Raw genomic sequence first — 20,358 nt, 5'->3', positions numbered from 1 at the left:
GTCAGGAGGCGGCGCGCCGCACCAGGGCGGCGAAGAACTCCCTCTCCTCCGGGCCGAGCTCGGTCACGGCGTAGGAGGTCGGCCAGATCCGGCCGTCGTCGAGGTTCGCGGGCGTCTCGAAGCCGAAGGTCGCATAGCGCACCTTGAACTTCGATGCGGGCTGGAAGAAGCACAGCACCTTGCCGTCCTTCGCCCAGGCGGGCATCCCGTAGTAGGTGCGGGGCACGAGGTGCGGGGCGTGCTCGAGCACGAGGGCATGCAGCTGCTCCACGATCGTGCGGTCGGCGTCCGGCAGCTCGGCGATCTTCGTCTCGATCTCGGCGAGGCCCTCGGCGTAGACCTCCTCCGGCGACTTCTTCGTGCGTGACCGTGCGGCGCGGGTCTCCTTCGCCCGGTCCTTCATCGCTGCGCGCTCCTCTGCAGTGAAGTTGCCGTTGTCCGCAGTGCGGTCTGCCATGGTGTCCTCCTCGGTCGTGGTGATCCTCACGCTACGCCCGCTCTCCCCGCCCGGCTTCTCGATTCCTGACCGGAACGCGCTCGCCCACTACTGTGAGTGCATGGATCTCCGCGTCGCCGCCTACGCGGTCATCACCGATGACCGCGATCGCGTGCTGCTGGCGCGATGGACCGAGGGTCGCAGGGTCGCCTGGACCCTGCCCGGCGGGGGACTCGAGGCGGGGGAGGATCCGCTCGACGCGATGCGTCGTGAGGTCAAGGAGGAGACCGGGTACACGGCCGAGATGCAGCAGCTGCTCGGCATCCACTCCCGCGTGATCCCCGCGGGACGCCGTCGCCCGGTGTCCGACGTGCCGCTGCAGACGCTGCGCATCGTCTACCGGGCCGACATCACCGGCGGCCGCCTGCGTTACGAGGAGAACGGCTCGACCGATCGTGCCGGCTGGTTCACCCTCGACGCGATCGCCGAGCTGCAGAAGGTGAAGCTCGTCGACATCGCGCTGAAGATGTCGGGCATCCGCTGAGCGCAGGCGCGAGGATGGAGCCATGGTCGTCTCTCCCGTCCCCGTCTCCGCCGTCCGCAACGTCCGTCCCTGGGGCGGCCCGCTCAGTGATCTGTTGATCTCCGGAGGGGAGATCTCCGCGGTGGTCGTGGCCTCCGCCGCTCCGGTCTCCGACGGCGAGGTGGACGGACGTGGCCTGCTCGCCCTCCCCGGACTGGTGAACGCGCACGCGCACGTCGACAAGTCGTGGTGGGGGCACCCATGGCAGTCCTACGGCGGCGCACCGGGCACCGAGGGACGCATCCGGCATGAGCGGGCGCGGCGTGACGAGCTCGGCATTCCGAGCGTTGGGATCACCGCGAACGTCCTCGCGGAGTTCGTGCGGCACGGCACGACGGCCCTCCGCACCCATGTGGACGTCGATCTCGGCGTCGGGCTGCGCGGGATCGAGGCGGTGCGCGAGGCCGTCGCCGCCTACGAGGGGGCGCTCGCGTGCGAGATCGTCGCGTTCCCGCAGGACGGCGTGCTCCGGAGGCCGGGCGTGCTCGAGCTTCTGGCGGACGCCGCCGCGGCCGGCGTGGAGCACATCGGCGGGCTCGACCCCGCCGGCATCGACCGCGATCCGGTGGGACAGATCGACGCGATCCTCGCGCTCGCCGCGGAGTACGGCTGCGGCGTGGACATCCACCTGCACGACGGCGGTTCCCTCGGCGCGTTCCAGTTCGACCTCATCATCGAGCGCACGCAGCGCCGGGGACTCGAGGGCAGGGTGAACATCGCACACGGGTTCGCGATCGTCGAGGTCGATGCGACGCGGCGGAGGGACCTGCTGCAGTCGATGGCGGGACTGGGCATCACGATGACCACGGTCGCCCCGCTGCGGATGCCGCAGCTCGGCCTGCACGAGTTCGATGACGCCGGCGTGCGGTTCGGCTTCGGCACCGACGGCATCCGCGATCTGTGGAGCCCTTACGGCACCGGTGACCTGATGGGCATTGCCTGGCAGTACGCCCGGAGCTCGGGGATCGTGCGGGACGAGGATCTGCGGCGGGTGGTGGAGCTGACCACCTCGGCGGCGGCTCCGTTCGCCGGGGTCACGCGCAACGAGCTGGACGCCGGATCCCGCGCGGACGTCGTGCTCGTCGATGCCGAGAACCCGATGGACGCCCTGGTGCGTGTCCTTCCCCGGCAGATCGTCGTCGCCGGAGGGCGGCTGCTGCACACACGGTGAGGAGGCGCGCAGGTCTCCTGAGCGGGTTCAGTCGCGGGGTCGTTCGGGCTCGGAGATGTCGGCCACCGTCGCACCATAGGCCGCGATGAGTGCGTCGGCGTCCACGAACAGGCTGTAACCGTGGGCGCCGGCGCCCATCGCGACGCGCTGCCCGACGATCGTCTCGTCCGCGAACACGGGCCAGTCCGTGGTGCTGCCGATCGGCACGATCGTTCCGCGTTCGTAACCGGTGGCCGCGAGGGCGAGCTCCGCCTCCGGCAGCCGAAGCTTGTTGACCCCGACGACGGCGCGCAGCTTCGGCCAGGAGATCGATCGGCCCCCGGGCACCAGGGCGAACAGATAAGTGTCGTCGGAGCGCTTCACCACGAGGGTCTTCACGATGCCGGACGGATCGATGCCCAGCAGGGCGGCAGCTTCGTGCAGGCTCCCCGCCGCGGGTCGCTCGCGGATCTCGATGTCGAGACCGCGTGCGGCCGCAGCGTCGCGCACCCGCGAGTGCCGGTCGGCTGGCTCGGGGATGGCGGGGCCGGTCACGCGTTCGGCGGCGACAGCGGGTCGTCCGCGACCCACAGCTCGTCATCGGCGCGGAGGGCCTGCCAGGCGGCGATGGCGACGCCGACCGCGGCGGTCACGCCCAGCACGATCGCGATGACGCGACCGAGGCCCGGGCCCTTCTTCTCCGGCGCGACCACGACGTGGCGGGCCGCAGCCTGGCCGTTGCGCTTCGCGTTCGCGACGTCCCAGGCCGACAGCGCCGTGCCGACAACCCCGCCGACCACCGGGACGACCTTGTCGTCCACGACGTGGCGGCCGATCTGCAGCGCACGGTCGACGCGCGGGGCGACGTGGTGCTCGTAGTTCTGCTGGACGACAGGCATGACCTGCTCGCGGTTGAAGTTGCCGAGCTGGCGGCCGGCCTCGCGGGCGACGTTCGCCGCCTGGCCGACGAGGACCTGCTGCGACTCCCACAGTCGTCCGGCATCGTCCTGAAGCTTGCGCAGTTCCTTCTTGCGCTTGCGGCTGAGGTTCACGTTGTTCTCCCGTCGATCGGAGTCCGTCGCCCCCATCTTGCCAGACCAGCCTGTGACCGGGCAGGCAATCGGGCCGAACTCAAAGGATGCTCTGCGAGAATAGGCCCATGGCTCACCCTTCGCACGTCGCAACCCTGCACACCAACCACGGCGACATCGTCATCAACCTCTTCGGAGACCACGCGCCGAACACGGTGAAGAACTTCGTCGGCCTGGCCGACGGCACCGGCGCCTGGACCGACCCGGCCACCGGCAAGCCGGGAGAGGGTCCCCTCTACAAGGACGTCATCTTCCATCGCATCATCCCGAACTTCATGATCCAGGGCGGCGACCCGCTCGGTCAGGGCGTCGGGGGCCCGGGCTACAACTTCGACGACGAGATCCACCCTGAGCTGAACTTCAACGAGCCCTACATCCTCGCGATGGCGAACGCCGGCCTCCGCCGGAATGCGATCACCGGTCAGCTCGAGGGCACGAACGGATCGCAGTTCTTCATCACGACCGATCCGACCCCGTGGCTGATGGGCAAGCACACCGTCTTCGGCGAGGTCGCCGACGACGCGTCCAAGGCCGTCGTCGACACGATCTCGGCAGTCCCGACCGCGGCGGGCGATCGTCCGATCGAGCCGGTCGTGCTGCAGTCGATCGACGTCGTCGCGGCCTGACCCCCTCCTCCACAGCACAGGCCGATCCGGATGACGTCGACCGAGTTCACCGCCAATCGCGACAACTTCTGCTACCGGCATCCGGATCGGCAGAGCTTCGTGCTGTGCCAGCGCTGCCTGCGCACGATCTGCCCGGAATGCCAGACCCAGGCGCCGGTGGGTGTCATCTGCCCCGAATGCCTGAAGGATCAGCGCAAGGCCGAGTCCCCGGCCCAGCGCCGCGCCCGCCGGCAGTGGCGCGGATCGATCGCCGCCGACGCCCGCCCCCTCGCGACCTACGCGATCATGGCCGTCACGACGGTCATCAGCGTGCTGCAGCTGTTCCCCGGGATCGGACCGGCGATCACGCTCAATATGCGCTTCGCCGGTCTCTATCTCCTTCCGGAGTACTCCTTCGAGCCGTGGCGGATGCTCACCGCGATGTTCGTGCACGGCGGCATCTGGCACCTCTTGCTGAACATGCTGGCCCTGTGGATGATCGGGCGCAGTCTCGAGCCGATGCTCGGCCGAGGCCGTTACCTGGCGCTGTATCTCATCGGCGGGTTCGGCGGATCGGTCGCGGTGGCCTGCATCAGCCCGGACATCGCGACGGTCGGGGCCTCCGGAGCCGTGTTCGCGCTCATGGGCGCGCTGCTCGTCATCGGCCGACACATCGGCGCGAACATCACGGGCATCGCCGTGGTGCTGGGGCTGAACCTGGTGGTGAGTTTCGTCTTCAGCGGTCAGATCGCCTGGCAGGCGCATGTCGGCGGGGCGCTGGTCGGCGCCCTGATCGGCTTCATCTACGCGCGCACCCAGCGTAGGGAGCAGCGCACGGTGCAGATCCTCCTGCTGGCCGCCGTCGTGCTGGTGCTGGTCGTGCTGGCCGCAGTCGTGCCGCGCGTCGTGCTCGGCGTGTGACCTGGAATCACACCGGTGTAATTCTCCCCAGCTGTGCACAAGCCTGTGGATAACTGGGGACTCGGGCTGTGGAGACGACGAAGGCCCCCGCACCGGAATGCGGGGGCCTTCGCGTGAGATCGGATGCCGGTCAGCGCCAGCGCGTGGTCATCAGGAAGCCGATCAGCGCGATGCCGAGGCCGATGGCCAGGTTCCATGCCGTGATGCCCGGGATCGGGTACTGCTGGCCGGAGATGTAGTAGACGAGGATCCAGACGAGGCCGAGCAGCATGAGGCCGACCATGACCGGCTTGAACCAGGCGGCGTTCGGGGCCTCTTCGCCCTCGACGCGCGAGGCGCCTTCGTCTTCGGGTGTGCGGGAGCGTGCCATGCCCGACAGTCTACCCGGGAGACCCCCTCTCCTGATCGTCGGGTTCAGCGATGTCCCGCCGAGTCGTCTTAGACTTTGGATATGACCGCATCGGCACCCCTGCGTCGCGATCGGCGCAGGAAGCGTCGATCGCGGGCGACGTTCGCCAGCGTCCTCGGCGAGCTGCTTCTGACCGCCGGGGTTCTCGTGCTCCTCTTCGTGGTCTGGCAGATGTGGGTGGGCGACATCATCATCGACGCCCAGCAGAACGCGAAGGGCGCCGACGTGGTGAAGGAATGGGCGGACGAGCCCGCCCCCACGCCGCCCCCTGTCGTGGACAAGGGCGACGGCACCACCTGGTACGAGCCGCCCGTGCTGCCGCACCCCGCCGACGGCCAGACCTTCGCGCTCATGCGCATCCCCCGTTTCGGCGACGACTACGTGAAGAACATCGCCGGGGGCACGTCGCGTGAGCGCACGCTCGACCATGTCGGGATCGGCGTGTACACCGAGTCGAAGATGCCGGGCGAGGTCGGCAACTTCTCCGTCGCGGGGCATCGCACGACGTGGGGCAAGCCGCTCAACAAGATCGACAAGCTGCGGTTGAACGACGCCATCGTGGTCGAGACGCCCGAGGGCTGGTACACCTACCGGTTCCGTACGCTCGAGTACGTCAAGCCCTCGGCCGTGGACGTGCTCCTCGACGTGCCGCAGATGCCCAAGGCGCAGACCGGGGAGAGGTACATCACCCTCACCGCCTGCTCTCCCCTCTACTCGCTCGCGGAGCGGATCGTGGCCTACGGTGTGTTCGAGAGCTTCCAGCCGCGCATCGAGGGGCCGCCGGCGTCGCTCGCCCACGTCGATGTCGCACCGCCCTCTGCGGAAGGAGCCCGCTGATGTACGCCGCACTCTGGCGTCTGCTGCCCGGCCCGTGGTGGGTGCGCCTGCTGATCGTGCTCATCCTGCTGGCGGCCGTGCTCTACGGTCTGTTCTTCTACGTCTTCCCGTGGGTGAGCCCCTTCATCACCCCGGGCGAGGTCGACGTGCAGTGAGCACCCGGGTGCTCGTGGTGGACAACCACGACAGCTTCGTGCACACGCTGATCGGCTATCTGCGCGAGCTCGGCGCAGAGGTCGACATGGTCGAGGCGGATGCCGAGGACGCCGACGACTTCACCGTGCTCATGCCCGGCTACGACGGGGTGCTCGTCTCCCCCGGTCCGGGAACTCCGCAGGAGGCCGGCGCGTCGGTCGACGTGGTGCGGATCGCCGCGGCCCGCCGGACGCCGCTCCTGGGCGTCTGCCTCGGGCACCAGGCGATCGGCGCGGCCTTCGGCGTCCCGGTCACTGCGGCGCCGGAGCTCATGCACGGCATGGTGTCGGAGGTCGACCACGACGGATCGCCGCTGTTCTCCGGCATCCCCTCGCCCTTCGCGGCCGGCCGCTACCACTCGCTCGCGCTTGCCGAGGAACGGCTCCCCGCCGAGCTGCGCGTCACTGCGCGCACACCGGAAGGCACCGTGATGGCGATCGCGCACGAATCACTGCCGCTCCTCGGCGTGCAGTTCCACCCCGAGAGCATCCTCACCGCGCACGGTCACCGGCTGCTGGCCAACTGGCTCTCGGGCCTGCGCTGCGACGATGGCGCGGTCAGCGGACCTCACCGACCGCGCGAATGAGCTTGGCGGGCACCTCCCGCCTCGGTGTCATCGACGGGGTCACCCTTCGATGACACCGTCGAAGGCGAGCATCGGAGGACGTCCATCGCGAGGGATCACCTCGGCGCGCACACCGTACACGTCGGCGATCAGCGACGGGGTGAGGGTCGTGCGCGACGCCCCGGCGGCGACAACGCTGCCTTCGGAGAGCACCACGATGTCGTCGGAGTGGGCGATGGCGAGGTTCAGGTCGTGCAGCGCGGTGAAGATCGTCATCCCGTCCTCGGCGAGAGAGTTCAGCAGGGTGAGAACCTCCAGCTGCGCGCGCACGTCGAGGTGGTTGGTCGGCTCGTCGAGCAGCAGCAGCTCGGGCTCCTGGGCGAGGGCGCGAGCGAGGAGGACCCGCTGGCGCTCTCCGCCGGACAGCTCCCGGAACGACCGTTCGGCCAGTTCCGTGCCGCCGACACGTTCGAGGGACTCCGCGCACCGCGTCCGGTCGTCGACTCCCGGTCCCCCCAGCGCGGGCAGATGCGGATGGCGTCCGAGCTCGACCACCTCATGGGCCCGGAGGTCCAGCTCGGTGTGGGCGTTCTGCTCGACGATCGCGATTCGGCGAGCACGGATCCGCCTCGACAGAGCTCCGACGTCGTCGCCGCCGAGGAGGGAGGCGCCGGAATCCGGCCGCAGGAGATGCGCGAGCAGCTGTAGCAGCGTCGACTTCCCGGCGGCGTTCGGGCCCACGAGCGCCGTCACGCTGCTTGCACGCAGACGGATCGAGACGTCGTCGATCACGAGCCTTCCGCCCTGGCGGAAGGCGACCCGCTCCGCGCGGGCGCCGGCGATGCGGTGAGCGATCGTCCGCGGCGTGTCAACGGTCATGCGCGCCTCCGCGACCGGACCAGCAGGATGGCGAACACCGGGGCGCCTACCAGCGCGGTGAGCACTCCCACCGGAAGCTCTCGGGGGGCGAAGGCGGTGCGCGCCGTCGCATCGGCGACGACGATCATGATCGATCCGAACAGCGCGGACAGCGGCAGCACCGCCCGATGCCCGTTGCCGACCAGCAGTCGGACGGCATGGGGAACGACCAGCCCCACGAAGCCGATCGATCCGCTGATCGAGACCAGCGCCCCCGTGAGCAGGGCGCAGCCGCCCAGCAGCACCCACCGCACCGCGGAGACGTTGACCCCCAGGCCGCGGGCGGCGGTCTCCCCGAAGGCGAACGCGTCGAGGGTGGTCGCCCCTGCGCACAGCGGCAGGCCGACGACCACGAACGCCACCGCGGCGGTGACCGTGGTCGTCCAGTTCGCTCCGCCGAGCGTGCCGAGCAGCCACCCGAGGATCTCGCGATAGGTGTCTCCGGTCGCGCTCCAGAAGACGAGCAGGCTGGTGCCCGCCGCGAACAGCGAGGAGACGGCGATCCCGGCCAGGATCGTCCGGTTCGTCGAACCGGTGCCGCGCCCGGCCAGCCCGGCCAGCCCGATCGTGGTCAACAGGGCGAGCGACGCGCCGAGGAAGGCGGCGACCGGCAGCGCGATGGCGGCGCCGAGCAGGATGACCACCGCGGCGCCCAGCGACGCTCCGGAGGAGAGGCCGAGCAGGTAGGGGTCGGCGAGTGCGTTGCGGGTCACGGCCTGGACGATCGCACCGCACAGACCGAGACCGGCGCCGACCGCTGCTCCGGTGAGCACCCGCGGCATCCGCAGCTGCCACACGATCGCGTCCTTCGCCGGGGGCAGGGGGGTCTCACCGATCCCGACGTGGCTCAGGACGCTGGCGACGACGTCGGTGAAGGAGATGTCCGCCGCTCCCGCCGAGACGCCCGCCGTGATCGCGACGAGGAGGACGACGACGGCGCTGATGGCGATGCCGACGCGCCCGGTCCTCACCGCCGGTGCGTCGGCGAGCGGAGCCGTCCGTCGGGTGACCAGGCCGGTGCGCGTGCCGCTCATCGCTTCACCGCGATGCGGTCGAGCTGGTCCGCGAGCAGATCGACGGCCTCCGCCGATCTGACCCCCGCCTCGCTCGCGGCGAACGGGATCGTCAGATACCGCTTCTCCCGCACGGCGGACAGCGCGGCGGTCGCCGGATTCGACTCGAGCTGCGCGATCTTCTTCTCCCGCGAGCCCCAGTCGGCGTCGACGAGGACGATCACGTCGGGGTCGGCGGCGACCACCGCCTCCCAGGACAGGCTCGTCCACGCCTCAGGAACCTCGGCGGCGATGTTCCTGAGGCCGACGGCGTCCATCACCAGCTGCGGGCCCCCCGTCCCTCCGCCGACGTAGGGCGTGGCGCTCCCCGAGCTGTACCAGAGCGCGGTGAGCCCGCGGTCGTCCGGTTCGATCGTGGCAAGACGCGTCTTCTGCGACTGCACCAGCCGGTTCGCCTCGGACTCCACGTCGAAGATCCTGCCCGTGGTCTCGATCTCCGTCCAGATGTCCGTCCACGTCAGCGGCGCTGTACGGGCGCCCGGCCCCTGGCAGGCCGCCGGGGAGACCCAGGTGCGCACGCCCAGGGCGGCGAGGGCCGCGCGGTCTCCGACGCCGTCCGGTGAGAAGGCCGACTCCCACCCGGCGTAGATCAGATCGGGCTCCCATTGGAGCGCCGCCTCCTGCCCCGGGACCCGGTCGGAGATCACCGGGAGGTCGGCCGAGGGGGCCCAGGCAGGTGAGGCGGGGCCATCGACATAGGCGACGCCGGCGATCCGTTCTCCGACGCCGAGCGCCAGCATCATCTCGATCGAGGTGGACTTGATCGCGATGACCCTCTCGGGTGGCGCCCGGAAGGTCACCTCCGTGCCGCAGTTGTCGAGCACGAGCGGAAACCCGCCGCGGTGTGCGGGCTCCGCCTGCGGCGCGGAGGGCGCGGCACACCCCGCGAGCAGGAGCAGGCCCGCGACGATCCCCGCGGCGGCAAGGGTATGGAGCGTCTTCATCGGTCGCGCAGCCGAGGTGCGAGGTCGCGCTCGAACAGGTCCATGAACCGGCGTTGGTCGTGCCCGGGAGCGTGGAAGACGAGATGGGTGAAGCCCAGGTCGACGTACTCGCCGATCCGCGCGACCACCTCGTCGGCATCCACGCCCACGATCCACCGCTGCGCGATCCGGTCGAGAGGGAGCGAGTCGGCCGCTGCCTCCATCCTCACCGGGTCGGACAGATCGTGCTTCTGCTCGGGGGTGAGCGACAGCGGCGACCAGAATCGGATGTTCTCCCGCGCCGCCTCCCAGGTCTCCTCGTAGGACACCTTGATCTCGATCATGCGGTCAACGTCCTCGATCGTGCGCCCCGACGCGGCCGCACCGGCGCCGACTGCGGGGAGGAGACCATCCCGGTAGAGGGCGATGCCTTTGCCCGAGGTGCAGATGAACCCGTCGCCGACGCGGCCCGCGTACCGCGCGACGGTCGGTCCGCTCGCCGCGACATAGAGCGGCACGGGATTCTCCGGCAGATCGTAGATCGATGCGTCATGAGTCGAGTAGTACTCCCCGTCGAAGCTCACGCGCTGCCCGGTCCACAGGGCGCGCATGAGGCGGATCGCTTCGCGCAGACGCGCAAACCTCTCCCGGAAGTCCGGCCATGTCTGCGCTCCCGGGCCGCGGAACCCCGCCGCGAGCTCGTTCAGGGCCTCGCCGGTGCCCACGCCCATCCACACGCGTCCGGGGAGGAGGGAGCCCAGCGTCGCGAAAGCCTGGGCGAGCACGGCGGGGTTGTAGCGAAAGGTCGGCGTGATCACGCTCGTGCCCAGCCGGATCGTCGACGTGCGCTCGCCGGCCGCCGCCATCCAGGCGAGGGAGAACGGCGCGTGGCCTCCGGTGTGCCGCCAGGGCTGGAAATGATCGCTGACGGCGACCGACTCGAACCCGTGCCGTTCCGCCTGCACGGCGAGCTCGACCAGCTCGCGTGCGCCGAACTGCTCGGCCGATGCCTTGTACCCGAGGGTCAGGCTCATCGTATGCTCTCCGATCCGGTCCGACCGGTCACCGTTCCACTCGGCGTGCGCCGTTCACGTCGTCCCTCTGCGAGGCCGAGTGCGAAGGCCTCGGCGGCTCCCCAGCGGAAGAGGTCCTGCTCCGCCGGTCTGACGATGCTGCGCGCCCCCGGAAGGTCCAGAGGCCCGACGGCCCTGTCGAGTCCGCGCAGCACCGTGACCGGTGTGCCGCCGGCTTTCGGCTTCACCAGCTCGGCGGCCCCCGCGATCTCGTCGGCGAGACAGGGCCGGGTGACCGTCAGCGGCCGGCCGGCGACGTCCGTCGTCCCCTCCAGCTCGTCGAAGACGTGCACGCCGGCGGCGCCGATGGCGATGTCGGTCTGGCCGTCCCGCCAGGGGCGGCCCAGGGTGTCGGAGATGACGACGCCGACCTCGGGACCCGCATCGCGCAGCGCGGTCGCGATCCGCAGCGCCGATCCGTCGGGATCCAGCGGGAGCAGGAGCACCATGCCCTCGGGTGCGTTCGAGGCATCCACTCCCGCGGCGGCACCGACGATGCCCAGGCGGCTCTCCACGATCCGAACCGGCTCCCTGCGCTCCCGTGCGCGGGTCGCGACAACCCGGACGGTCTCGTCGCGGATCGCGCGCTCGCGTTCCGCGAGCGGTGCGGTGCGCCCTTCCGCCTTGGAGACGATCTTCGAGGTGATCACGACGATGTCGCCGTGCTGCAGCGGGTCTCCCCGGGTGGCGTCGAGCACGACGGCGGCCAGGTCGTCACCCGCGTCGATCTCGCCGATCCCGGGAACCGCCCACGCGGTGAAGGAGGGGGCATTCATCGGCGCCTCCGCAGGGTCGCATCAGGACGTTCGCCGGGACCACGTCCCGTCCGCCCAGGTTAACAAGCCCTCCGCCGGGAAGGACTGGGCGAAGGTCTGGTCGACTCTGGCCTTCCGGTCATTTCTGCCGTTCGTGGTCGCGGATAGCGTCGAAGCACGGAACGGATCGCCGCGGCGCGGAGGGATCACGACGGAGGGACACGCGATGGACCATGACGGAGGACCGCACGCGGCACCCGACGCCGAGGTCGTCGTACAGAGCGATGCGCTGACCAGGCGCTTCGGGGCGCTGACCGCCGTCGACGGAGTGAGCTTCACCGCGCGCCGGGGACGCGTGCTGGGAGTGCTCGGCCCGAACGGCTCCGGCAAGACCACTCTGCTGCGGATGCTGATCGGGCTCCTGCACCCGACGAGCGGGACCTCGACGATCGAAGGAGTGCCCTATGCGGAGCTCCGGCGCCCCGCGACGGTGGTCGGCGCGGCGATCGAGAACATCGCCTTCTCGCCGCCACGGCGCGCGCGACGCCATCTGCGCATGCTCGCTCCGCTGGCCGGCGCGGACGACGCCCGGATCGAGGAGCTGCTCGAGGCGGTCGGGCTCAGCGCCGACGCCGACAGGCCGGTGCGACAGTACTCCCTGGGCATGCGTCAGCGTCTCGCGCTCGCCACCGCCCTGCTCGGTCGCCCGCGGGTGCTCATCCTCGACGAGCCCGCGAACGGCCTCGACCCGATCGGCATCACTTGGCTGCGCAACCAGCTGCGCGACTTCGCGGCCGGTGGCGGCACGGTCATCGTCTCCAGCCATCTGCTGGAGGAGCTCGACCGCATCGTCCAGGATGTGGTGCTGCTTCACGCGTCCCGTGCGGTCTTCGTGGGCGAGCGCGACGAACTGCTCGACGGTCGCAGCGTCGTCGCGGTCCTCGACGAGCACCGGCGCGCGGAGATCCACGCCGCCATCGGCACGCTCCCCGGCGTGCTGCCGCTCCCGGACGGGCGGATCTGGGTGGAACAGCCGACCGCGAGGGTGGAGGCAGCGCTCGCCGCATCCGGTCCGGCGCTTCCCGCGGCGGTAGCCGCGGCCGACCTGGAGTCGGCCTTCATGGTCCGGACCTCGACGACGACGGCGGTGCCCCGATGAGATTCTCCGCCGTGCTGCTGACCGAGCTGCGCAAGATCACCAGCCTCTGGTACTGGTGGCCGCCGCTCATCGCGTTGCCCCTGGTGGGCGCGCTGATGTCGTTCGGCCTTCCGGTCGCCGCGATGAACACCATCGACTCCCCGCTGGACTGGCAGACGGAGCCGCAGGTGACGGCCCTGTTCACGCTCATCGTGCCCGTGGGGTTCATCGTGCCGCTGGTCGCGGGCATCCTCATCCACACCTCGGACGTCTCGCGGCGCACATTCGCGCTGACGCTGCTGGCCGAGCCGAACAGACTCCGTGTGCTCGCCGCGAAGCTCGTCGTGTCGGCGGGCTACGGTGCGCTCACCGGGATCGTCAGCGCGGCCGGCGGCGTCGCCGGCGGAACCGCGGGGCTGACGGTCGCGGACGCGGCGAGTGATGCCATCCCGCAGGCGATCATCACGATCATCGCCGTGGTTCCCGTCTTCGCCCTGTGGGGGATGATCGGCACGGGGCTCGGCGCGCTCGTCCCGTCGACGCTGATCGCCGTCCTCGGGGTGCTCGCGCTCACTCAGGTCGTCGAGCCCGTGCTGCGCTTCATCGTCGTGATCACCGGCACGATGCAGTGGACGGACTACCTGCCCGGCGCGGTCGGCGACAGCGCCGTCGGGGGCACCATGGTCACTCTCGCCGCGCAGGGGAGTTCTGTGGATCAGGCCATCGGGCTCGTCCTGATGGCCGTCTACGCGCTGGTGCTGGTCGTCGCGGGGATGTTCCGGGTGTCCCGCTATGAGCTGCGCTGAGCGCCGGTGAGGTGCGGCTCAGCGCAGCGTGACGAGGCCGAGGCGCGCTGCGTACAGCAGCACCTGCACCCGGTCGCGGACGCCCCACTTCGCGATCACGTTGCTCAGATTCGCCTTGACCGTGCCCTCCGACACGAACATCGCCTGCGCGATCTCGACGTTGGACATGCCGGCCGCCAGGTGCTGCAGGATCTCCAGCTCCCGATCGGACACGCGCTCGTGCTCCTGCAAGGGGATCGGCGTGGTCGGCTGAGAGCTCTGGATCGCCCCGACGACGACGGACGCGACGTGCGGGGAGAGCGCGGCCGCGCCCGCACCGACCGCGCGCACCGCCTCGATGATCTCCTCGGGCTCGGAGTCCTTCAGCAGATACCCCACGGCTCCGGCGCGCAGCATCGGGAGCACCGAGGCCGATGATGCCATGGTCGTGATCGCGATCACCCGGGTCGTCGGGCGCCGCCGGATGATCTCCGCCGCCGTCGCGATGCCGTCGAGGGGCGACATGTGGATGTCGATCAGCGCGATATCCGGTGCGAGCGCGTCGAGCCGGTCGAGGGCCTCCACGCCGTCTTCCGCAGTGCCCACGACTTCGAGGTCTTCGGCGTCGGAGAGGAAGACGCTCAGCGCCCGTCGGACAAGCGGATCGTCGTCGACGACCACCACGCGCAGCCTACCCATGCCCAGGAATATACCCTCGGCGACCGAAATATGCCCGAAAGTCGAGGAGGCCATTGCACTTTCCTCCATGCGGCCGGGCACCCGCCGGAGGCAAGCTGGGAGGAGCATGCCGAAGGCATCACCGACCGATGGAGGACGTCGTGAAGATCTACTGGCCCATGGCTGTCGCCCCGCTCTCGCTCGCCGATGGGGGCTGGGCTGCGATATGCCGCTTCCTCGGACTCTGTTAGCCCGGAGGATCCGCTGATGCCGACGGCCCGCTGGCATGATGGGGGGCATGGCAGCCGAGGATCCGCCGCTGGTTCACGCCGCTGACCATCATGCCCTGCCCTCCGCCCCGGCGCTGACGAGGGTCGAGCGGGCCCTCGTCGTGACCCTCGTCGTGGTGATGCTGACCTTCAGCGTGGTCACGATGACGAGCAGCGCGTCGTTCGATCCGGTCGCATCGGTCTTCGACCTGCTGCTGACCTGCCTCTTCGTCGGGTTCCTCTTCATCCCGTCGTCCACCGCGGCGGCGTTCGTGCTCGCGGTCGCGGTGTCGTTCTTCCTCGACCTCTCGGCCGAGGCGCTCATCCCCGGCACGATCGCGGCGGCCCTGGTGGTGCGCACCTGCCGGCTCTGGGTGATCGTCGCCTATGCCGGAGCGCTGGGCATCGCGATCGCGGTGGTCGGCCTGCTGGCGCCGAACGAGGAGACCACCACCCGCATCGCGATCTATCTGCTGCTGATGATCACCGCCGCCACCGTGGGCCTCGTCCTGCGACTCGCCGGCGACCGGGAGCGCCGACTGGAGGAGAGGCTGCGTCAGCAGGCGCGGGACGAGGAGCAGGTGCGACGGGCCGAGCGGCTGCGCATCGCCGATGAGCTGCACGACGTGGTCGCGCACGACCTCACCGCCATCGCGATGCAGGCGCGTCTGCTGGAGCGACAGAGCGATCCGGGAGAGCTGCAGGAGACCCGGCAGGCAATCAGCGAGGCGGCGCGCAGAGCCCTCGTCGAGATGCGATCCGTCATCGATCAGGCGGCCGTCCCGAACGCGGTGCCGCCGTCCATGGCGGGCGGCTTCGCGCAGACCGTGGCCGAAGTGCGCGATGAGCTCGCCGCCGCCGGGAGGACCGTCACCCTCGACGTCGATCCCGCGGTCTACGAGCTCCCGAGGCTGCTGACCGCCACACTCGCGGGGATGCTGCGCGAATCGGTGACGAACATGCTCAAGCACTCGGTCTCCGACTATGCGACGATCGACGCCCACATCGTCGACGGGCATGTCGAGACGACGGTGCGCAACCGGTTCGACGGGCGCAGACCCGCCCTCCGGCTGCCGTCCGGCGGCTACGGGACGGTGCGCATGTCCGAGCGTGTGCAGCTCCTCGGCGGTGAGTTCGCAGCCGGGGTGGAAGGCGGCGAGTGGGTCGCCAGGATGCGCGTGCCGCTGCCCTGAGCCGGGTCTGGCCATAGGGCCGGGAACGTCCTGGCCGAACGATGAGGCACTCTGGCCGATCGTTCATTCGCTGCGATCCCGTCGTCCCTAGCCTGGTGGTGAATCGGGCGTTTCACACCGTCTTCTCACCGGAGCATCCATCGACAGGAGCGGATCATGAGCAGTCACCAGCGGACGAAGTCGTCGCAGTCGATGGCGGCGACATGGTACTTCGTCGGGGCGACCTTCGTGCTGGTCGGCGCCACCGCCGCCGCCTCGGCAGGCAACCGGTGGCTGCAGTACTCGGGCATGGCGATCGGGCTGGTCATCCTGATCTGCGGCTTCGTCGTGCTCTTCCGCAAGCGCCCCTGAGCCCTCGCGTCGTTCTTCCGCCGTGCGATCGCACACGGCGGTGGTTCGGAGCGACCACGAGCCCTCGCAGATCGCGGGCGGAAAGAAAGGGAAGAACATCATGAGTGCAGATGACATCATGCGCCGGAGCGGGTTCGTCGAGGAGAGCCAGCTGACAGACCTGGTCACCGGCGACGCCGACTCGGTCGCATCCCCCGCGGGTGCGGGCTCGCCGGCCATCATCACGGCGATCACCGCGGTGTCCGCCTTCATCACGAGCACCGGCCTGTGCCCGACGTTCGCGTGCACGAAGCAGTGCACTAAATGATCCGCAGGCGGGCCTCCACGGACGTCGCGCCGCGGAGGCCCGCCCCGCCGGCCGGTGAGTGAGGAGGGGACGTGGACGATCCGGTGCAGAGAGCGGTCTTGGATCGCTTCGGCGTGTTCGGTGGCTTCTACGAGCCCTGGCTGCGACGCCTCCGCGACGACCTCGATGCGCGGATCGTCGCGGACGCCGGGCTCGGCGATGTGGTCCACCGCGACGCCGTGGTGGCCGATGTGGTCGATGCTGCAGCCGAGACGCTGGTCTGGATCGGGATCCGCACGCTCGTCTATGAACTGGGTTCGCGCACCGAGCCGAGCTTCCGCCGTGCCGCAGAGCACTTCGCCTCCCCACACGGTCGCGAAGGAGTGCTCGGAGGGCGACCGGTGCTCCGGCGGCTCCTCGATGAGGCCGTCGAGTCGGCGGCGGACAACGCGATCGAGGTGATCCGGAGGTTCGCCGACGACCGCGAGGGGCTCGAGGACGCCGGGATCCCGGTCGGCCCGGTCATCACCGGGATCGACGTCAGCGACGGGGACCCGCATCGCGGAGGCCGTCGGGTGACGATCGTGCGTACCGACGCAGGGCACGTCGTGCACAAGCCCCGTTCCTTCGACGTGGATCTGCTCGTCGCCCGGCTCGCCGAGGAGGTGTCGGCGGACCTGCGCACTCCGCTGAGACTGCCGCGCTCGATCGGCGGCCCCGATCACGGATGGCAGGAGTTCATCTCCCCGCGGCGCACGCAGTCGCTCGGCGAGTACCGGGAGTATTACCGCCGGCTCGGCGCGCTGCTGGCGTTCTTCACGGCGCTCGGCGGACACGACATGCACTACGAGAACATCATCGCGCAGGGACCGGACCCCGTTCCGATAGACCTCGAGACGGCGGTGCGTCTGCGCCTGGCCGATCTCGACACCGACCCCCTCCTGGCGGCGGTGCAGCGAGAGTCGTGGTTCGGTGTCGGAGCCACCATGATCCTGCCCAACTACCGGGGAAACCCGCGCTTCGACGTCGATCTGTCGGCCGCCGGGACAGCCTTGGAGCAGACGTCCGCGGTCATGAGGGGCGCGCGGATCGTCGGTGCGGGCACGCTCGACATCCGCATCGACGTCAGCCCCGCCGTGATCGTGCGCGCGCCCCATTCACCCGAGGGCGTGACGGATCCGCCCGAGCTCGACAGCCTGTCCGACCCGCTACGCGAAGGCTACGCCGAATGCTCTGCGGCGATCGTCGGCCGTGCGCCGGCCCTTCGTGCGATCCTCGGCGGTGTCGCGTTGGAGAGCCGTGAGATCCTGCGCCCCACCTCGACGTATGCGGCGGCCTTGGAGGCGGCGCTGCACCCCGCCTACCTCGGCAGCGAGGCCGAGCACTCCCGCCTGCTCGCCCTGATCGGCCTCCCTCCGGCGTTGGACGAGGTGCTCGCTCCGGCTGTGGCGGCATCGGAGCAGCGCGCCCTCGCTCGGCACGACATCCCCTACTTCACCGTCGATTCCCGTAGCGGACGGCTCCGCGACGACGACGGAGACCTCGGCGGGGTCGGTGACGGCGCGGGCCGGCTCGTCGCCCTCGACGTGCTCGAGGCGTTCGTGCGCCGTCCGTCCGTCCGTGACCAGGCGTCGATCGCGGGGTTCACCGCCGCGGTGACGGAGGACGTGTGGCCGTCCGGCGGGGACAGGAACCCGAGACCGGTGTTCGACATCGTCCCCGGCGGAGGCGCGCTCACAGCGGCGGCGTCGATCGTCGACGACGTGCTCGACCTGGCCGTCTGGTCCGACGACCGCAGCGCCTGCACCTGGATCACGCCGCTCCTGGTCGACGACAAGCGGCTGGGGATGTCGGTTATCGATCTCACCTCGTATCAGGGCGGCGGGGTGGCGATGCTGCTGGCCGCCGCACATCGTGCCAGCGGGCACGACGGTGCCGTCGAGGCGCTGTCGGCCTTCCTCCGCCCTCACCTCGATGCTGCGCCGGGCGGGGTAGAGGACATCTCCGCGTACACCGGGGCCGCCTCGATAGCGCGCGTGCTGCACGAGGTGATCCCGGTGCTCGACGACGAGAGGGCCGTCGAGCGTCGTGATGCGATCCTCGACGGCGTCTCCGCACGAATCCTCGGCGACGACACGCTCCCCCTCGACGTCGTCGCCGGTCTCGCCGGCGTGCTTCCCGTGCTGGCCGCGATCGACCGCGAGCGCTATGCGGCGGCGATCGCGAGCGGCACCGAACGGCTCCTCCGCGAAGAGCTCGACCCGACTGGACAGGGTGTCGCGCACGGACGCGTCGGCGTGCTAGCGGCGATCGGGCAGGTGTCCGCCGACGAGCGCATCGCCCGGCGGGTGGCGGGCGAGCTCGTTGAGCGGCTGCACCGCTTCGGCGCGGCTCCGCTATCGGACGCGTCGGCACAGGGCGTGCCGGAGCGCTCCGCGTGGTGCGTCGGCGCGGTCGGCGTGGCGCAGGCCGCCGCGGAGACCCTGGCTGCCGTCGGGGAGAGCCCCGAGCGCATCGATGCCGCGATCGGCGAAGCCGTGCGGGCGCTGTTCACCCCCGAGCTCCTCGCCGGCGCCGACATCAGCCTCTGTCATGGCCTCGGCGGAGTGATCAGCGCATGGGCCACCACGGCCGATGTCCTCGACGACGCCGCGCTGCGTGACCGACTCCGCGCCGAGGTCCCGGGGATGCTCGCTCGGCTCGCGCGGGAGGGCTACCGCGGTGGAGTCCGGCACGGAGAGGCCACGCTCGGTCACATGCTGGGCATCACCGGATTCGCCCACGCCTTGCTCTCGGTCGAATCGGGGGTCCGGCCTCCGTCGGCGGCCCCGGCGCTCGCACGGGTCGCTCGATGAGCGCCGTAGCTGCCGAGCGCCTTTCGCTGCTCGCTCCCTTCGACCCCGTCGACGCGCGCGCTCTCGCGCCGTTCGCCGAGTTGGTGCGCGGATCCTCCCTCGCCGCGTTGTGGCAGGGGCAGAGCCTGCGCGGTGAGCCGCTGGTCAACGCCGGGCACCTGTCGGGGCGCGGCTATGCGATCCCCTACTCCTTCGGAGTGCTCGTCACGGCTCTGCACCACCCCTACGCCGTGGCGACGGCGCTCTCGAGTATCCGCGCCACGACCCGCGAACCCGTCGTCGCCGGCTTCGGCCCCGGGGGCCGTGCCGCGCAGATCGCGCTCACGGGTGCCCCCATCGCGAGTCCGCTGGAACACATGCGCGGGTACCTGACGAGCGTCCGCGAGCACCTGACGGCCGCGGGGACCGAGGGCGTGTCGCTCGGACTCGGGGTGCTCCGCCCCCGGATGGCCCGGCTCGCCGGCGAGGTCGCCGACGTGGCGGTGTGCTGGCTCGCCCCACCGCGCTACCTCGCGGAGACGATCGTGCCCGAACTCGCTCAGGGTGCCGAGGACAGCGGCCGTGCTCGGCCCCGGGTCGTCGCCTACCTGGCCGCCGGGCTGGGCGTGCCGCCGGCTGCTGCGGGGGACCACCTCGCCGTCGCCGTCGGTGCGCACCTGTCGCTGCCGCACTACCGTGACGCGCTCGGCCGCGCCGGTGTCGACGTGGAGGCCGCGCTCCGCTCCCCCGAGGCGGCCGTCGACGTCCTGACCTCAGCCGGGGTGTACGTCGCCGGCGGGGTGGAAGAGGTGCGGGCCGCGTGCGCGCGGCTGTTCCGTGCCGGGGCCGACGAAGTGGTGCTCAACCTCACCGGCGTCACGGAGCGGGTCGGCATCGTGCCGGTGATCGACCTGCTGCTCGCACTCGACGAGGCGCACGTCGCGACCTCCTCCGCCCCGCCGCTTCGCCGACAGGAATCGGCGACCGAACGATCGGTCCCGGTCAGCGGGACCGACGAAACCGGGCTCGCCGTCCTCGCCGGACGACGCAGCCCACAACGAGAAGGAGAGAACCATGTCCGCATTTGACGTCACCGTCTTCGAGGAGATCGCTGATCAGGACTTCGACGCCGTCGCTTCCGGGGGAACGATCACGATCACTCCCGCGACCCCGCTGATCTCGGCGACCCTCGGAAACCACGGCTACGTCTGCACGGCCACCAAGGAGTGCATGCCGAACTGCAACTGACCGCAGATCGGTTCATCGAACACGTGCCCGGCGCGACGGGCA

25 protein-coding genes are annotated in these 20,358 nt (G+C 70.5%); 15 read left to right on the top strand and 10 right to left on the bottom strand.

The features are described from left to right. Nucleotide 1 precedes the first annotated feature (1 nt). The gene (locus tag ABWO84_RS03155; RefSeq protein WP_353112452.1) at nt 2–457 is read right to left on the bottom strand and encodes an iron chaperone; all 456 of its coding nucleotides are present in this window, start codon (nt 455–457) and stop codon (nt 2–4) included. Between the two features lie 100 nt (nt 458–557). Between ABWO84_RS03155 and ABWO84_RS03150 the strand changes: the two genes are divergently transcribed. Then, nucleotides 558–980, top strand: coding sequence for an NUDIX hydrolase (locus ABWO84_RS03150; RefSeq protein WP_353112450.1), 423 nt, complete (start codon nt 558–560; stop codon nt 978–980). Between the two features lie 22 nt (nt 981–1,002). Continuing rightward, a complete protein-coding gene (locus tag ABWO84_RS03145; protein WP_353112448.1) occupies nt 1,003–2,190 on the top strand; it encodes an amidohydrolase family protein in 1,188 nt (395 codons plus the stop codon). Between the two features lie 27 nt (nt 2,191–2,217). Here the strand turns inward: ABWO84_RS03145 and ABWO84_RS03140 are convergent, their stop codons facing one another. Together ABWO84_RS03140 and ABWO84_RS03135 are read right to left on the bottom strand one after the other, a co-directional pair. Further along, the gene (locus ABWO84_RS03140) at nt 2,218–2,679 is read right to left on the bottom strand and encodes an aminoacyl-tRNA deacylase (protein ID WP_353113193.1); all 462 of its coding nucleotides are present in this window, start codon (nt 2,677–2,679) and stop codon (nt 2,218–2,220) included. Between the two features lie 41 nt (nt 2,680–2,720). Then, nucleotides 2,721–3,221, bottom strand: a complete 501-nt coding sequence (locus ABWO84_RS03135) for a DNA helicase (RefSeq protein WP_353113191.1) — start codon at nt 3,219–3,221, stop codon at nt 2,721–2,723. 107 nt (nt 3,222–3,328) lie between these two features. Between ABWO84_RS03135 and ABWO84_RS03130 the strand changes: the two genes are divergently transcribed. Together ABWO84_RS03130 and ABWO84_RS03125 are read left to right on the top strand one after the other, a co-directional pair. After that, a complete protein-coding gene (locus ABWO84_RS03130) occupies nt 3,329–3,886 on the top strand; it encodes a peptidylprolyl isomerase (RefSeq protein ID WP_353112446.1) in 558 nt (185 codons plus the stop codon). 30 nt (nt 3,887–3,916) lie between these two features. Then, a complete protein-coding gene (locus tag ABWO84_RS03125; protein WP_353112444.1) occupies nt 3,917–4,786 on the top strand; it encodes a rhomboid family intramembrane serine protease in 870 nt (289 codons plus the stop codon). 130 nt (nt 4,787–4,916) lie between these two features. On the opposite strand, the gene ABWO84_RS03120 is transcribed toward ABWO84_RS03125, so the two are convergent. Further along, entirely contained in the window at nt 4,917–5,156 is a 240-nt protein-coding gene (locus ABWO84_RS03120; protein WP_353112442.1) for a cell division protein CrgA, read from the bottom strand. 81 nt (nt 5,157–5,237) lie between these two features. Between ABWO84_RS03120 and ABWO84_RS03115 the strand changes: the two genes are divergently transcribed. The 3 genes from ABWO84_RS03115 to ABWO84_RS03105 are packed head-to-tail and all read left to right on the top strand — an operon-like array spanning nt 5,238 to nt 6,813. Beyond that, a complete protein-coding gene (locus tag ABWO84_RS03115; RefSeq protein ID WP_353112440.1) occupies nt 5,238–6,032 on the top strand; it encodes a class E sortase in 795 nt (264 codons plus the stop codon). Further along, nucleotides 6,032–6,187, top strand: coding sequence for a hypothetical protein (locus ABWO84_RS03110; protein WP_353112438.1), 156 nt, complete (start codon nt 6,032–6,034; stop codon nt 6,185–6,187). The genes ABWO84_RS03115 and ABWO84_RS03110 overlap by 1 nt, the downstream gene beginning before the upstream one ends. After that, nucleotides 6,184–6,813, top strand: a complete 630-nt coding sequence (locus ABWO84_RS03105) for an anthranilate synthase component II (RefSeq protein ID WP_353112436.1) — start codon at nt 6,184–6,186, stop codon at nt 6,811–6,813. Before ABWO84_RS03110 ends, ABWO84_RS03105 begins: the two co-directional genes overlap by 4 nt. Nucleotides 6,814–6,852: 39 nt before the next feature. Here the strand turns inward: ABWO84_RS03105 and ABWO84_RS03100 are convergent, their stop codons facing one another. From ABWO84_RS03100 to cofE, 5 genes are read right to left on the bottom strand one after another with little or no spacing between them, the layout of a single operon-like run. Beyond that, nucleotides 6,853–7,671, bottom strand: coding sequence for an ABC transporter ATP-binding protein (locus ABWO84_RS03100; RefSeq protein ID WP_353112434.1), 819 nt, complete (start codon nt 7,669–7,671; stop codon nt 6,853–6,855). Further along, complete coding sequence (locus ABWO84_RS03095) at nt 7,668–8,744, bottom strand: iron chelate uptake ABC transporter family permease subunit (RefSeq protein ID WP_353112432.1); 1,077 nt, start codon at nt 8,742–8,744, stop codon at nt 7,668–7,670. The genes ABWO84_RS03100 and ABWO84_RS03095 overlap by 4 nt, the downstream gene beginning before the upstream one ends. Continuing rightward, complete coding sequence (locus ABWO84_RS03090; protein WP_353112430.1) at nt 8,741–9,727, bottom strand: putative F420-0 ABC transporter substrate-binding protein; 987 nt, start codon at nt 9,725–9,727, stop codon at nt 8,741–8,743. The genes ABWO84_RS03095 and ABWO84_RS03090 overlap by 4 nt, the downstream gene beginning before the upstream one ends. Further along, nucleotides 9,724–10,740: a glucose-6-phosphate dehydrogenase (coenzyme-F420) gene (gene fgd, locus ABWO84_RS03085; RefSeq protein ID WP_353112428.1), complete on the bottom strand. Its 1,017-nt coding sequence runs from the start codon at nt 10,738–10,740 to the stop codon at nt 9,724–9,726. Before fgd ends, ABWO84_RS03090 begins: the two co-directional genes overlap by 4 nt. Next, a complete protein-coding gene (cofE, locus tag ABWO84_RS03080; protein WP_353112426.1) occupies nt 10,737–11,555 on the bottom strand; it encodes a coenzyme F420-0:L-glutamate ligase in 819 nt (272 codons plus the stop codon). Before cofE ends, fgd begins: the two co-directional genes overlap by 4 nt. Before the next feature lie 205 nt (nt 11,556–11,760). Between cofE and ABWO84_RS03075 the strand changes: the two genes are divergently transcribed. Next, entirely contained in the window at nt 11,761–12,693 is a 933-nt protein-coding gene (locus ABWO84_RS03075; RefSeq protein ID WP_353112424.1) for an ABC transporter ATP-binding protein, read from the top strand. After that, nucleotides 12,690–13,478 carry a hypothetical protein gene (locus ABWO84_RS03070; protein WP_353112422.1) on the top strand — a complete coding sequence of 263 codons (789 nt, stop codon included), beginning with the start codon at nt 12,690–12,692 and terminating at the stop codon, nt 13,476–13,478. Before ABWO84_RS03075 ends, ABWO84_RS03070 begins: the two co-directional genes overlap by 4 nt. Nucleotides 13,479–13,496: 18 nt before the next feature. Here the strand turns inward: ABWO84_RS03070 and ABWO84_RS03065 are convergent, their stop codons facing one another. Next, nucleotides 13,497–14,156 (bottom strand): response regulator, encoded by a 660-nt coding sequence (locus ABWO84_RS03065; protein WP_353112420.1) that lies wholly within the window; start codon nt 14,154–14,156, stop codon nt 13,497–13,499. A gap of 277 nt (nt 14,157–14,433) precedes the next feature. Between ABWO84_RS03065 and ABWO84_RS03060 the strand changes: the two genes are divergently transcribed. The 6 genes from ABWO84_RS03060 to ABWO84_RS03035 all read left to right on the top strand — a co-directional run bounded on the left by ABWO84_RS03060 (nt 14,434) and on the right by ABWO84_RS03035 (nt 20,316). Beyond that, nucleotides 14,434–15,597 carry a sensor histidine kinase gene (locus ABWO84_RS03060; RefSeq protein ID WP_353112418.1) on the top strand — a complete coding sequence of 388 codons (1,164 nt, stop codon included), beginning with the start codon at nt 14,434–14,436 and terminating at the stop codon, nt 15,595–15,597. A gap of 156 nt (nt 15,598–15,753) precedes the next feature. Further along, entirely contained in the window at nt 15,754–15,948 is a 195-nt protein-coding gene (locus tag ABWO84_RS03055) for a hypothetical protein (RefSeq protein WP_353112416.1), read from the top strand. 100 nt (nt 15,949–16,048) lie between these two features. Further along, nucleotides 16,049–16,255, top strand: coding sequence for a class II lanthipeptide, LchA2/BrtA2 family (locus tag ABWO84_RS03050; protein WP_353112414.1), 207 nt, complete (start codon nt 16,049–16,051; stop codon nt 16,253–16,255). 71 nt (nt 16,256–16,326) lie between these two features. Then, nucleotides 16,327–19,089 carry a type 2 lanthipeptide synthetase LanM gene (lanM, locus tag ABWO84_RS03045; RefSeq protein WP_353112412.1) on the top strand — a complete coding sequence of 921 codons (2,763 nt, stop codon included), beginning with the start codon at nt 16,327–16,329 and terminating at the stop codon, nt 19,087–19,089. After that, nucleotides 19,086–20,156: an LLM class flavin-dependent oxidoreductase gene (locus ABWO84_RS03040; protein WP_353112410.1), complete on the top strand. Its 1,071-nt coding sequence runs from the start codon at nt 19,086–19,088 to the stop codon at nt 20,154–20,156. Before lanM ends, ABWO84_RS03040 begins: the two co-directional genes overlap by 4 nt. Further along, complete coding sequence (locus tag ABWO84_RS03035; protein ID WP_353112408.1) at nt 20,143–20,316, top strand: plantaricin C family lantibiotic; 174 nt, start codon at nt 20,143–20,145, stop codon at nt 20,314–20,316. The genes ABWO84_RS03040 and ABWO84_RS03035 overlap by 14 nt, the downstream gene beginning before the upstream one ends. The last annotated feature ends 42 nt before the right edge of the window (nt 20,317–20,358 follow it).

The sequence above is a fragment of the Microbacterium sp. genome, assembly GCF_040394595.1.
GTDB lineage: Bacteria > Actinomycetota > Actinomycetes > Actinomycetales > Microbacteriaceae > Microbacterium.
This window is presented reverse-complemented; position numbering and strand designations above follow the sequence as displayed.